Here is a 12,034-nt window from a genome sequence, read left to right on the forward strand (position 1 = left end):
ATCAGCGCTCTCCAGTGATCATGCGGCGGATATAAGTATTCAGGACAACGGCAAAGAGCAGGATTAGCCCCAAGAACACCCGGAACAACGAACTTTCCACACCCGCAAAGAAAAGGCCCTGCTGGACGACACCAAAAATCAACGCTCCCAACGCCGCGCCCAGGACGGACCCATACCCGCCAGTCAACAACGCGCCGCCGATGACAACCGCGATGATGGCTTCAAATTCCTTAAGCAGACCACGGTCCGCACCGGCCGAGCCGAATTCCATCACTTGGCAAGTGGCGAAGATACAAGCGCAGAATGCTGTAAACATGAACATCTTGATCTTGACGCTGCTGACCGGCACACCCGAGTTCCGGGCGGCCTCTGCGTCACCACCTGAGGCAAAAATCCAGTTCCCGAATTTGGTTTTGGTCAGCAGGACGTGACCAAAGATCACCAACACGATCGCCCAAACGATCAGCATCGGTATGCCGTCGACTACCGGCTGTCCTTCACGCGTCCCGCGTTCAAACGTATCGATGATACCGATATCGCCCAGCCACTGGAAGAACCCGGTCAAAATTTTGCCGCCAAAGACTGAAGCGAGCCAATCTCCTTCGGCTGCATCTTTAACACCGCCGATGATGGTTTTGCGCTCGATGGTTTGCGGCAGGTAAATCGTAAAGCCCCGCAGTATGAAAAGCGATGCCAGCGTCACGATGAAGCTAGGCAACCCGGTTCGAATTACGATGAACCCGTTGATTGCGCCGATCGCAGTGCACAGCGCAAAGGTTACGATGATCGCTATCCAGACAGGCCAGCCCAACGTGACCGAGAATATCGCGATCATCATTCCGGCAAAGCCAATCATCGAACCGACGGACAGGTCAAACTCACCCGCGATCATCAGCAGACAGGCACCGACGGCAATGATCATGAACTGCGCAGAAACCTGGCTCCAGTTCAGGACACCTTGCGCGTTGAACATGCCTGAGTCCGATGCAAAGAGCAGGAACATGGCAAAAACAACGATGGTGCCGACGATCCCCCCTAGCTCGGGGCGGATCAGGGCTTCGCGGAATCGGGAACGCTGTTTAATACGTTCATCGACTGTCGCGGATTGTTGAGTAGATCCGGACATTATCAGACCTCGTATTCTTTCGGAGTTGAAAAAAAGGGCGGCCAGATCCCGTCCAGCCGCCTTCTTCTTGTTTTAATCAGCGATATTCGCCGGCGAATTTTTCAACCAGAGTCAAGCCATCCGCTGTAACGAAGCCCGGACCCGAGTTGATGTTGTTGCCTGGCAGAACGCCATAGCGATGATAGTTTGTCATGATCACGACCGGCAGGTAGGCTTGCAGGAAGGGTTGCTGGTCAATTCCCCAGTTTATCACGCCACCTTTGATGCCTTTGACGATTTCTTCGCCCAGGTCGAACGTGCCAAAGTAAATGTCGCCGGCCATGCCGTTTTCTTCCAGCGCCAAAATAGTCGGATCAGCCGATACAGGGCCAAGTGTCAGAATCGCATCCGTTTCAGGATTGGCAGACAGGTAAGCCAAGACTTTGTTTTTGACTTCCGCCGGGTCTGCACCGCTGTCCAGCATTGAATTGCCGAGCTCGACACCCAGACCATCAGCGAAACCCTGGCAACGATCTGCAAGCGTCGGCTGTTGAATCGAGTGGTTCACGCACAGGAACGACCCGACACCGTCACCCTTGGCCCGCTGACCTGCAGCGTACCCGGCATCGTATTCCGGCTGGCCGACATACATCAGCGCGCCGACCTCGCGGGCTTGATCACCGGAACCGGTGTTCATGATGATGACATCGATGCCTGACGCGACCGCATCCGAAATTGGTCCTTTCAGAACGTCGTAATCGGCCAAAGTCGTAATGATGCCGTTAGGACCCGATGCAGCAGCCTGTTCGATGATCCGCGCCATATCGGCAATGTCACCGGTTGGCGGGTTACGGTATTCAACCTCAACCCCCATCTGATCGCCCGCCAGAGCGATGCCGTTCTTGATTGTATTCCACCAGCTGTCGCTGTCGGGCGCATGGCTGACCAGAACGTATTTCTCACCTTCCGCGACGGCTGCGCTTGCAGCAATCAGCGGAGCGGCGGCCACGGTCGCAGCCAACGCCAGTTTCTTCATCAGTGATGTCATGATTTCCTCCCAGTTTCACCGTTTGTGGCGACGGGGCGGTTCAAAAAACCGCTCCTCCGACTCAAGTTAAAGCACATCTTGCCAATTCTTGCAACCGGTTGCAAAATGAAGCAACCCGATAGACAATGCACAAACGCGCAGGACGTTCTAAAAAGAGCCTACAAGGCGACGAAAGTCGAAAGGGGATCGGTAACTATGGCCGTTACGCTAAAAGAGGTTGCAGCGCGCGCCGGGGTTTCCCGGTCGGCTGTCTCGCGGACCTTTACCGATGGCGCCTCTGTCTCGGACAGGATGCGGCGCAAGGTTGAAAAGGCAGCTCGCGAACTCGGGTACAGCCCGAACGCTCTGGCATCGTCCCTGACCACAGGGCGAACGAAACTGATTGGCCTGATCTCGAACAACTTTCACAACCCGATTTTTCTGGAAGTGTTCGATCTGTTCACGCGTGGACTTCAGGAGCGAGGTCTGCGTCCGTTGCTGGTCAATCTGACAGATGAAACCGATCCAGAGAATTCGGTCCGGATGTTACGCCAGTATTCGGTGGACGGAGTTGTTGTGGCCTCATCAACCTTGCCTCCTGCGTTTGCCAAAGCGTTCCGAGACGCTCGGATGCCGGTTGTTCATTCATTCGGCCGGTCTTCCTCTGCCCCGCAGGTGCACGTGGTCGGGATCGACAACGTTGAGTGCGGACGTATGGCTGCGCGAGAGCTTATAAGCAGAGGGTATCAACGGGTGGCCTTCCTGGGTGGCCCCGAGATGGCGACGTCGACCCAAGACCGCTTCAAGGGCTTCATGGCAGAGCTCGAAAACCACCCCGAAATCCAGTCATCCCACTCCTTTGCCGAAGCTTATTCCTTTAATGCCGGGCGGAAAGAGATGTTGCGATTGCTGGCTGGCACACCCGCGGAAGCTTATTTCTGCGGCGACGACGTACTGTCGATTGGGGTGTTATCTGCAGTGCGTGACAGCGGGTATTCCTGCCCTGACGACATCGGCATTATCGGGCTGAACGACATGGAAATGGCCGGGTGGGAGAACATCAATCTCACCACCATCCATCAACCGATCAGGCAAATCGTGAACTCTTCCATCGAATTAACAGTGGCCATGCTGAATGAACCCGACCGTTATCCCGAAGCCCGGATTTTTCCCTGTTCCGTGGTGGATCGGGGCACGTTGCGCCCCGTCCGGAGTTAGCGGAACATTGGCGGGCGGGCATCCGTCCAGACGCCATCCCCTTTGGCGGATTCCACCGCCGCGTGCACCGCGGCCATCGAGCGCACACCATCTTCTGCCCCCGGCAGTCCATCCCGATCTTCCCCTCGGATGGCGTCAGCCAGATCGCAATAGATGTTGGCCACGGCCAGAGGGAAACCTTCAGGATGCGCAATCGCAACACGCGACAGCCGCTGCGCTTCTTCGTGCAGACCGCCCTCACCTTTTTCAATGATCTGGGTGCGTCCACCAACAGGTGTGTAGATCAGCTGATTTGGCTGCTCGGACATCCATCGCACGCCGCCGGTTTCACCAAAAACCTGAATGTCGAATCCGTGCTGGCGACCGATTGCAACTGAAGATGTCCATAGACGGCCAACCGTCCCGCCGACCATGCGGAAATTGACCATCGCGTCATCTTCCAACTCTCTGCTGGGGATGGTTGACGCAAAATCCGCAGACAGCGATTTGACATGATCGTCGCAGATGAAGCTGGCCATGTGCATGGCGTGAATGCCGCAATCGGCAAACTGCCCGGAAACCCCAGCCATTGCCGGATCATAGCGCCAGCGGACGCGCGGGTTATCCGCATCCGTTGCATCCCCGTGGTGGCCGTGGCTGAAATTCGTGACAACCAGCCGAACTTTGCCAATCTCACCTTCGCGCACCATCGCGCGGGCAAGGCGTACCATGGGGTAGGCAGAATAGCAGTAGTTTACTGCGCAAATTTTGCCCGAAGCCTCGGCCACGCGGACGATTTCTTCACCTTCGTCCACGGTCATGGTCATAGGCTTTTCGCATAGCACATTGAATCCGGCCTCGAGAAACGCCTTGGCGATTTCAAAGTGGGTCGCATTCGGAGTGGCGACGGTCACCAGATCGATCCGGTCTTCCCGTTTACTTTCGGCTTCCAGCATTTCGCGCCAGTCGCCATAGGCCCGGTCGGCGGCTACGCCCAGTCGCTGTGCATATTCCCGGCCCTGTTCGGGTCGGTGATCCAAGGCGGCTGCGGCGAAATCGAACAATCCGTCGGCCTGGGCGCCCAAACGATGCGCTGGCCCAATCTGACTGCCTTCACCACCGCCAATCATACCCCATTTCAGTTTAGCCATTGCCTGCTCTCCTTAGTTGAAGCCAATGGTTTCAAGATATTCGCGGTTGGTTCGCGCGTCTCCGACCGGATCGGGGTCCAGCGTCGGATCGCAATCCTGCTCGACGGTGCACCAACCGCTGAATCCAGAGTCCAAAAGCACTTGCCGGACGGCGGGGAAATCAACGTCACCATCACCCAGATTGCAGAAGATTCCCTGCCCGCAAGCGTCATAAAACCCGGTGCGATTTTCGATGACATCAGCTTTGACCCTGGGGTCGATATCTTTGAAATGCACGTAGGAAATACGGCTCGCATAGCGCTGCATGAACGCTACGGGATCAAACCCGGCATAGGAGTGATGGCCCGTATCGAAGCAGATCTTCAGGATCTTTTCATCCACTTCTTCCAGCAGACGCTCCAGTTCTGGCTCAAAATCCATGAAACCTGCCGCGTGCGCGTGCATGCCGACGGTCAGCCCGTATTCTTCCGCCCCAATCCGGGCGGATTCGGCTATACGATCACGGTACGCAGCCCACTCGGCCTGATCCATCTGCTCAGCCTCGGTCGCCCGACCCGCGGTCGGGGCGCGACGGGGCGAGATCGAGTCAATCAGGACGAGGTGTTCTGCGCCATGCGCCTTCAACGCACGTGCCGTGCGATGGGTGGCATCAAGCACATCCTCCCACGCGCCGGGATCGTGATAAGGGCGGAAAACGACGCCTCCGATAAGCTCCAGATCATGCTCGGCCAGCGCATCTGACAGGATGGCCGGATCTTCAGGCATATATCCAACCGGGCCTAATTCGATCCCCTTGTAACCCGCAGCGGCGCATTCCTGCAGCACTGTCTGCCACGCCGGGTTGCGGGCATCATCCGCGAATTCCACTCCCCACGAACAGGGCGCGTTGCCAATTCTCATTGTCATCTTGTTACATCTCCGATGCTCAGATAATTTCGACATCTTTCCAAGTGCCGTCCTGCGCCGAGGCAAGCGCTGCAGAGACCACACAATTAACCGCATGCCCGTCGCGGAAAGTCGGCCAGACCGGTTGCCCCGTGTCAATTGCCGTCAGGAAATCGCGGGCCTCGATAATGATCTGATCCTGATAGCCGGTGCCATGTCCGGGACCCTGACAGAACGGCTCGTAATCCGGATGCGCCGGGCCGGTGAGGATTTTGACAAACCCTCTCGTCGCCTCGGGCCCTTCCATCTGATAAAGCCACAAGGCATTCTGATCCTCCTGGTCAAAGCGGATCGAACCTTTGGTACCTGTAATCTCGTAGGCGTAGCCCATCTTACGGCCCGTCGCGATACGCGAGATGTACAGATGACCCATAACCCCGTTTTCGAATCGGCACATCATCTGCCCGTGGTCATCATTCGTGACCTCTCCGCCTGGACGGGATTTATGTACGGTTTCCACTTCAGCCGATACACGTACGATCGGGCCAATCAGTGCCTTGGCGGCATTGATAATATGCGGTGCCAGATCGCCCATTGCCCCATTGGATACGCCTTTTGCACGCCATGTGGCCGGTGTCTGCGGGTCGGCATAGAAGTCTTCGGTGTGTTCCCCGCGAAACCAGGCGATATCGCCGATAACACCATCTGCGATCAATTGCCGGGCGTACTGGCTGGCTGGTGTGCGGATATAGTTGAAGCCCACCATGTTGACGACACCCGACCTTTCGGCCGCGGCAACCATGGCCGCACCATCGGCAACGGACGCGCCCAGCGGTTTTTCGCACAGCACGGGCTTTCCCAAAGCAAAAGCAGCCTCGGCAATGGCACGGTGGGTCTCAGAAGGTGTGGCGATTACGATTGCTTCGACTTTCGGATCGGACACCAGCGACTGCCAGTCATCCGTTGAACGGAGAAACCCGTACGCCTTCCGGTACCTCTCGGCACTTTCCGCGCTGGACGCGCAAACCATCTCGAGTCGCGGTCGCAAAGCGGTGTTGAACACCGCGCCGACAGAAGACATGGCGACCGCATGGGCTTTGCCCATATAGCCGCCTCCAACGATGCCGATTCCGATCTGGGTCATCCCGCTGACCTCCTCGTTTGGAAATTGGTTTGCAACCGGTTGCAAAATTAGTATCCTGAGATTCGATAACTCGCAAGCCGCATTCGGCACAGCGTCAAAAATTCGCCGAAATTTCCCGGAGGGTTCGCAACGACATGACGACATCAACTGATACGGTTCGCCTGACCACTGCACAGGCGATTATTCGGTGGCTTTCCAACCAGTTCATTCAGATCGACGGGCAGGAAATGCGCCTGTGCGGCGGCGGATTTGGCATCTTTGGCCACGGCAATGTGACTTGCCTTGGTGAAGCGCTGAACAGTGTTCGCGATGAGCTGCCCCTCTATCGTGGCCAGAATGAGCAGAGCATGGGATTCGCCGCGGCAGGCTATGCCAAGCAGTGGTTGCGTCAGCGTTTCATGTTCTGCACGGCCAGTGCAGGTCCGGGTACGGCCAACCTTTTGACCGCTGCCGGGCTGGCCCATGCCAACCGGCTGCCGATGCTGATGCTGTGCGGGGATACCTTCATCACCCGCCTGCCCGATCCGGTCTTGCAGCAGATGGAGAATTTCAACGACCCTACCTTTGGCGTCAACGATGCCTTCAAACCTGTGGTGCGGTATTGGGATCGAATTTCGCACCCAGCGCAGGTGATCCAGTCTTTGCCGAATGCTATTGCCACAATGTTGGATCCTGCTGATTGCGGGCCCGCGTTCCTTGGGTTGCCGCAGGACGTACAGGGATGGACATACGACTATCCGGTCACATTCTTCGAAAAGAAAGTGCATCGCATTCGCCGCCAGGCCCCCGATGCACTAGAAATCGCCGACGCCGCAGCAGCATTGGCCCGGGCGGAACGTCCGATGATCATCGCCGGCGGCGGCGTTCAGTATTCTCGTGCGGTGGCCGAATTGACAACCTTTGCCGAGGCGCACCAGATCCCAGTGGTCGAGACCATCGCAGGTCGCGCCAATATGCTGGCAACCCATCCACTGAATATTGGGCCTATCGGTGTCACCGGCTCTGACTCGGCAAATGCGATTGCAGAAAAGGCCGATGTCATCGTGGCCGTGGGCACGCGTCTTCAGGATTTTACGACGGGGTCATGGACTGCCTTTGCGAAAGACGCGCAATTCATATCGCTCAATGCTGCGCGCCACGATGCGGGCAAACACATGTCGCTGCCGGTTGTTGGAGACGCCAAGCTTTGCATTTCGGCCCTTGGTGCCGCGCTTGACTATCGCGCGCCGGACAGCTGGGTATCCATGGCACAGGCCGAGCGCAAAAAGTGGGATGAGTATGTTGCGGACAACGTCTCCTACGGCAATCGCCCTAATTCTTATGCTCAGGCGATCGGCGTTGTGAACGAACTGTGCGACGCGCGTGACCGCGTAGTCGCCGCAGCCGGCGGATTGCCAGCCGAAGTCACAGCCAACTGGCGAACACTTGATATCGGCACGGTAGACGTTGAATTCGGCTTTTCCTGCATGGGCTACGAGATCGCGGGCGCCTGGGGTGCGCGGATCGCTCAAATGCAGCAAGAACCGGATCAGGACACGATCACCTTCTGTGGGGACGGTTCCTATATGATGTTGAACTCCGACATTTATTCCTCAGTCCTCAGCCAGAAAAAGCTGATTGTTATGGTTCTGGACAATGGCGGATTCGCAGTGATCAACAAGCTGCAAAACAACACGGGCAACGAAAGTTTCAACAATCTGCTCGCAGATTGCCCCACAATCGCAGAACCATTCGGCGTGGATTTTGTTTCGCATGCCACATCGATGGGGGCTGCAGCAGAAAAAGTGTCAAACCCCGAAGAACTGGGTGAAGCTTTCAACCGCGCGAAAGCCAGCGAAAAGACCTATGTCATCGTCATGGATGTCGACCCCTACGAGGGTTGGACAACCGAAGGCCATGCCTGGTGGGAAGTTGGAACGCCGCACGTCACGGACGACGACAATGTTCGTCAGGCCCATATCGACTGGGAAGCCACACGTGACAAACAACGGCGGGGTGTTTGATGAAACGGTTTACCGCACAATCGGTTTCCGCTGCTGAAGTCGTAGACGAACTTCTGCACGGCGGCGGAGCTGTCGGCATCTCGGGTCTGTTTACGCCGGACGATATCGCCGAAGCGCGCGCTATTGTCATGGCGCATTCCGAAGAGACCGCGGACAAGGTCACTCATTTTCAGGGGGCAGCCGCCGAGGCGGGCAAACTGAACCTGCAAAGGCGTGTCTGGAACCTGCTGGCCAAGGGCGAGGTCTTCTCGCGCCTGGCGGCTCATCCTGTTTTGATGGATATTTTGCGGTCTTTTCTGGGCACCGAGTTCATCATGGGATCGATCGCGGCCAACCGTATCCTGCCGGGCGGACCCGGGCAGGAACCACATGTCGATTATCCGTATTGGGATTTCCACCGACCGGACACGCATCCCGTCGGCTTGAACGGCTCGTTTCCAATGAACGCGCAGGTCTCGGTGTTGCTGGATCCCTTCACCGAGGAAAGCGGGGCCACTGCATATCTGCCGGGCTCACAGAAAGAACTGCGCTACCCCGGCCCTGATGACCGTTTCTTTGATCGGTGTGAACGCATGACAGGAGAGCCTGGCGACGTAGCACTATTCTATGGCGTGACATGGCACTGCGCGATGCCGAACCGGGCAGACCACGACCGTAGTGCGATTTTGATCCAATACCTGCCCAAATGGGTCAAGCCGATGGAGGACATGCCCGCCGCCTTGCCAGATGAGTTTGTGAGCAACGCCAGCCCTGACCTGCGTCAGCTGTTGGGATTGAACTACCCCTACCCTGAGGTTCTGGACACGGCAAAAGCAGGTAATACGGAGGGTCGAGCATGAACCTGATGAACGGGATCAAGGGCAATCGCTTTGCCGTTTTTGGGCGTGCGGGAATGGACCTGTTTGCCGATCCGATTGGCGTCAAAAGCGAAGATGCGGAAACCTTTCGTGCGGATCTCGGCGGTTCGTCGGCCAATATTTGCGCCGGACTGGTCAAGCTTGGCGGCGCATCTGCGCTGGTCACGTCGGTCTCGGATGACGCGGTGGGTCGGTTCTGCATCAACCGGTTGAAGGATTACGGAGTTGAGACAACTTATGTCCGCTCTGTAGGAGGCGAAGCACGCACTTCGCTGGCGGTCTATGAAAGCTGTCTCGAAGGATTTCAGAACGTCATCTATCGAAACGGGGCAGCGGATTTTCAAGTTACCGAAGGTGACATGGATGCGGTTGATTATTCTGCCTACACTGCGTTGATCACCGCAGGGACTGTTTTTGCCGCCGAACCATCCCGCTCGGCCACTTTCCGCGCGTTCGAAAATGCGCGCAAAGCCGGGATGCCGGTCATTTTCGACATCGACTATCGCCCCTATTCCTGGCCCTCGCCTCAGATTGCGTCCGACGTCTTGTCCCGCGCAGGCGCAGAAAGCGACTTGATCGTCGGCAATGACGAAGAATTCGGCTTTATGGCCGGAGGGATCGACAAAGGGCTGGACAAGGCCCGCGAGCTGGCTGCGCAGGGGCGCATGGTTGTCTACAAAATGGGGCACGAAGGGGCGATAACACTGGTTGACGGACAAGAAATCCGGACCGGTATTTACCCGGTGACAGCGGTCAAACCCAACGGAGCCGGTGACAGTTTTCTGGCAGGCCTTTTGGCGTCAATTGCAGCGGGGCACGACCTGCGCGATGCCGTGCTGCGCGGATCGGCCTGCGCTTCGATCGTCGTATCCAAACCCGGCTGCGCCGGTGCCATGCCAACAACCGCCGAGCTCGAGTCCTTTCTGGCCTCGCACCCCGGCCCGACTGAGTGCTGAACAAGGAGACGCAAATGCATATCGCGCCCTACGACAACCAGAACAAAGCCATCGTCGATATCGATAATGATCTGGTTCCACTAAACTATTTCAACATCATTAAGCTCAGCCAGGGCGAGGCCTTCGAATACACGGTGCCAGGTTATGAAACCTGTGTCGTTCCGGCCACCGGAACTGTGACCGTCGATGTTGATGGCAAAGTGTACGATAACCTCGGCAACCGTACGGCTGATGTTTGGGATGGCGATCCCGAAGGCGTATATGTGCCGGTCGGTGCCAAGGTGCGGATCACCTGCCTGACGGAGGAGACCGAGACATTTATCGCTGGTGCCAAATACGACAAGGTGCTGGAACCCTTCGACGTCCGCGTTGCTGATCTGGATGTGGTGCAATACGGGTCGGACGACACCAAAACCCACCGCAAGATCAAACATATCCTTGGTGCGAACCACCACGACAAGGTTGGCCGCCTGCTGGTGTCCGAGCTTTATACGGTGGGTGAAGGCGGTTGGTCCGGTTTTCCCAGCCACAAACACGACACCGATCGCCTGCCCGACGAGACGCGGCATGACGAGACCTATAATTTTCGGTTCAAACCAAACTACGGCTCAGGACTGCAGATGTTGCAGCGCGAAGACAACAAACCCGGTGACGCATATCACGTCGTGGACGGGTCGACCCTGTGCATCGACAAGGGATATCACCCCTGCGCGGCTCTGCCGGGATACCAGATGTACTACTTTACAATTCTGGGCGGACTCAGCCAGCGCAGCCTGAAACAGTATTTCCAACCCACCCATGCCGAGCAGCTGAAGACCATTCCCGGCATCATGGACATGGTGGCCAAGTTCAAATGAGTTTGGTGACCTTATCCGAAGTTCTGCAACCGGCCCTGCGGGATGGCTATGCCGTTGCCGGTCTGGTGACATTGGGTTGGGAGGACATGCGCGCCTATGTTGCGGCCGCCGAGGCCGAAGGTGTGCCAATCATCCTGCAAGCAGGCCCGTCTTGCCGCGAACATACTCCTCTACCGGTTCTGGGTGCGATGTTTCGACACTTGGCTGAAGGGGCCGCGGTCCCTGTCGTCGCCCATCTGGACCACGGGTACACGGCTGAAGAATGTCGTGTAGCAATCGAAAGCGGATTCAGTTCAGTGATGTTCGACGGCTCGCGCAAACCGTTGGCGGAGAATATCGACGAAACAGCTAAAATCGTCGAGATAGCACATGCCGCCGGTGTTTCCTGCGAGGGTGAAATTGGATTTGTGGGCTATTCGGGCGGTGAAAGCTCGGCTGGTACTGATCCAGACGAGGCAGCGCAGTTCGCTCGGGAAACCGGTGTGGACGCGATGGCCATTTCGGTAGGCAACGTGCACCTGCAACAAGACAAGGAAGGTGGCCTGGACGAGCCTCGAATCCGCGCCATCGAGGCCGTTACCAAGGTGCCGCTGGTAATCCATGGCGGATCGGGGGTTCCTCCGGCTCAGCGCCGCGCATTGGCGCAGGGATCGAAAATCTGCAAATTCAACATCGGGACTGAGTTGCGCATGGCCTTTGGCAACGCATTACGAGATGCCGTCAATGCAGATTCCGCTCGTTTTGACCGGGTGCAGATCCTGAAGGACACACATGACCCGCTGGTCGGCGCCACCCGCCGGGTCTTGCGTGACTTCAAAGCCGCTTGATAACAAATACTGGCCAAGGCCAAGG

General features: G+C 57.2%; 11 protein-coding genes. 6 read left to right on the forward strand and 5 right to left on the reverse strand.

What is annotated here, in order from left to right; genetic code table 11:
- Window position 1: 1 nt before the first annotated feature.
- A complete protein-coding gene (locus tag AC2TDA_RS14790) occupies window positions 2–1,126 on the reverse strand; it encodes an ABC transporter permease (RefSeq protein ID WP_480849258.1) in 1,125 nt (374 codons plus the stop codon).
- Window positions 1,127–1,202: 76 nt separating this feature from the next.
- On the reverse strand, window positions 1,203–2,153 hold the full coding sequence (locus AC2TDA_RS14795) for a sugar ABC transporter substrate-binding protein (protein WP_480849260.1): 951 nt from the start codon (window positions 2,151–2,153) through the stop codon (window positions 1,203–1,205).
- Window positions 2,154–2,348: 195 nt separating this feature from the next.
- Between AC2TDA_RS14795 and AC2TDA_RS14800 the strand changes: the two genes are divergently transcribed.
- Window positions 2,349–3,350 carry a LacI family DNA-binding transcriptional regulator gene (locus tag AC2TDA_RS14800; protein ID WP_480877164.1) on the forward strand — a complete coding sequence of 334 codons (1,002 nt, stop codon included), beginning with the start codon at window positions 2,349–2,351 and terminating at the stop codon, window positions 3,348–3,350.
- Here the strand turns inward: AC2TDA_RS14800 and AC2TDA_RS14805 are convergent.
- The 3 genes from AC2TDA_RS14805 to AC2TDA_RS14815 are packed head-to-tail and all read right to left on the reverse strand — an operon-like array spanning window position 3,347 to window position 6,509.
- The gene (locus AC2TDA_RS14805; protein ID WP_480877166.1) at window positions 3,347–4,480 is read right to left on the reverse strand and encodes a Gfo/Idh/MocA family protein; all 1,134 of its coding nucleotides are present in this window, start codon (window positions 4,478–4,480) and stop codon (window positions 3,347–3,349) included. The genes AC2TDA_RS14800 and AC2TDA_RS14805 overlap by 4 nt on opposite strands.
- Window positions 4,481–4,492: 12 nt before the next feature.
- A complete protein-coding gene (locus tag AC2TDA_RS14810; RefSeq protein ID WP_480877168.1) occupies window positions 4,493–5,386 on the reverse strand; it encodes a TIM barrel protein in 894 nt (297 codons plus the stop codon).
- A gap of 19 nt (window positions 5,387–5,405) precedes the next feature.
- Window positions 5,406–6,509, reverse strand: a complete 1,104-nt coding sequence (locus AC2TDA_RS14815; RefSeq protein ID WP_480877170.1) for a Gfo/Idh/MocA family protein — start codon at window positions 6,507–6,509, stop codon at window positions 5,406–5,408.
- A 134-nt stretch (window positions 6,510–6,643) separates the two neighbouring features.
- On the opposite strand from AC2TDA_RS14815, the gene iolD reads away from it, so the two are divergent.
- The 5 genes from iolD to AC2TDA_RS14840 are packed head-to-tail and all read left to right on the forward strand — an operon-like array spanning window position 6,644 to window position 12,009.
- Entirely contained in the window at window positions 6,644–8,512 is a 1,869-nt protein-coding gene (iolD, locus tag AC2TDA_RS14820; RefSeq protein ID WP_480849267.1) for a 3D-(3,5/4)-trihydroxycyclohexane-1,2-dione acylhydrolase (decyclizing), read from the forward strand.
- Window positions 8,512–9,351, forward strand: a complete 840-nt coding sequence (locus AC2TDA_RS14825; protein WP_480877173.1) for a phytanoyl-CoA dioxygenase family protein — start codon at window positions 8,512–8,514, stop codon at window positions 9,349–9,351. Before iolD ends, AC2TDA_RS14825 begins: the two co-directional genes overlap by 1 nt.
- Window positions 9,348–10,325 (forward strand): 5-dehydro-2-deoxygluconokinase, encoded by a 978-nt coding sequence (gene iolC, locus AC2TDA_RS14830; protein ID WP_480877174.1) that lies wholly within the window; start codon window positions 9,348–9,350, stop codon window positions 10,323–10,325. The genes AC2TDA_RS14825 and iolC overlap by 4 nt, the downstream gene beginning before the upstream one ends.
- Window positions 10,326–10,339: 14 nt before the next feature.
- Window positions 10,340–11,182, forward strand: coding sequence for a 5-deoxy-glucuronate isomerase (locus AC2TDA_RS14835; RefSeq protein WP_480877177.1), 843 nt, complete (start codon window positions 10,340–10,342; stop codon window positions 11,180–11,182).
- Entirely contained in the window at window positions 11,179–12,009 is an 831-nt protein-coding gene (locus tag AC2TDA_RS14840; RefSeq protein ID WP_480877180.1) for a class II fructose-bisphosphate aldolase, read from the forward strand. Before AC2TDA_RS14835 ends, AC2TDA_RS14840 begins: the two co-directional genes overlap by 4 nt.
- Window positions 12,010–12,034: the final 25 nt, after the last annotated feature.

This window comes from Ruegeria sp. HKCCD6426 (assembly GCF_057221115.1).

Excerpts from the sequence above, each read along its gene's own strand:
- AC2TDA_RS14795 (WP_480849260.1), bottom strand. The coding sequence starts at position 2,153 with ATGACATCACTGATGAAGAAACTGGCGTTGGCTGCGACCGTGGCCGCC.
- AC2TDA_RS14790 (WP_480849258.1), bottom strand. The coding sequence starts at position 1,126 with ATGTCCGGATCTACTCAACAATCCGCGACAGTCGATGAACGTATTAAA.
- AC2TDA_RS14805 (WP_480877166.1), bottom strand. The coding sequence starts at position 4,480 with ATGGCTAAACTGAAATGGGGTATGATTGGCGGTGGTGAAGGCAGTCAG.
- AC2TDA_RS14825 (WP_480877173.1), top strand. The coding sequence starts at position 8,512 with ATGAAACGGTTTACCGCACAATCGGTTTCCGCTGCTGAAGTCGTAGAC.
- AC2TDA_RS14815 (WP_480877170.1), bottom strand. The coding sequence starts at position 6,509 with ATGACCCAGATCGGAATCGGCATCGTTGGAGGCGGCTATATGGGCAAA.
- iolC (WP_480877174.1), top strand. The coding sequence starts at position 9,348 with ATGAACCTGATGAACGGGATCAAGGGCAATCGCTTTGCCGTTTTTGGG.
- AC2TDA_RS14810 (WP_480877168.1), bottom strand. The coding sequence starts at position 5,386 with ATGACAATGAGAATTGGCAACGCGCCCTGTTCGTGGGGAGTGGAATTC.
- iolD (WP_480849267.1), top strand. The coding sequence starts at position 6,644 with ATGACGACATCAACTGATACGGTTCGCCTGACCACTGCACAGGCGATT.
- AC2TDA_RS14835 (WP_480877177.1), top strand. The coding sequence starts at position 10,340 with ATGCATATCGCGCCCTACGACAACCAGAACAAAGCCATCGTCGATATC.
- AC2TDA_RS14840 (WP_480877180.1), top strand. The coding sequence starts at position 11,179 with ATGAGTTTGGTGACCTTATCCGAAGTTCTGCAACCGGCCCTGCGGGAT.
- AC2TDA_RS14800 (WP_480877164.1), top strand. The coding sequence starts at position 2,349 with ATGGCCGTTACGCTAAAAGAGGTTGCAGCGCGCGCCGGGGTTTCCCGG.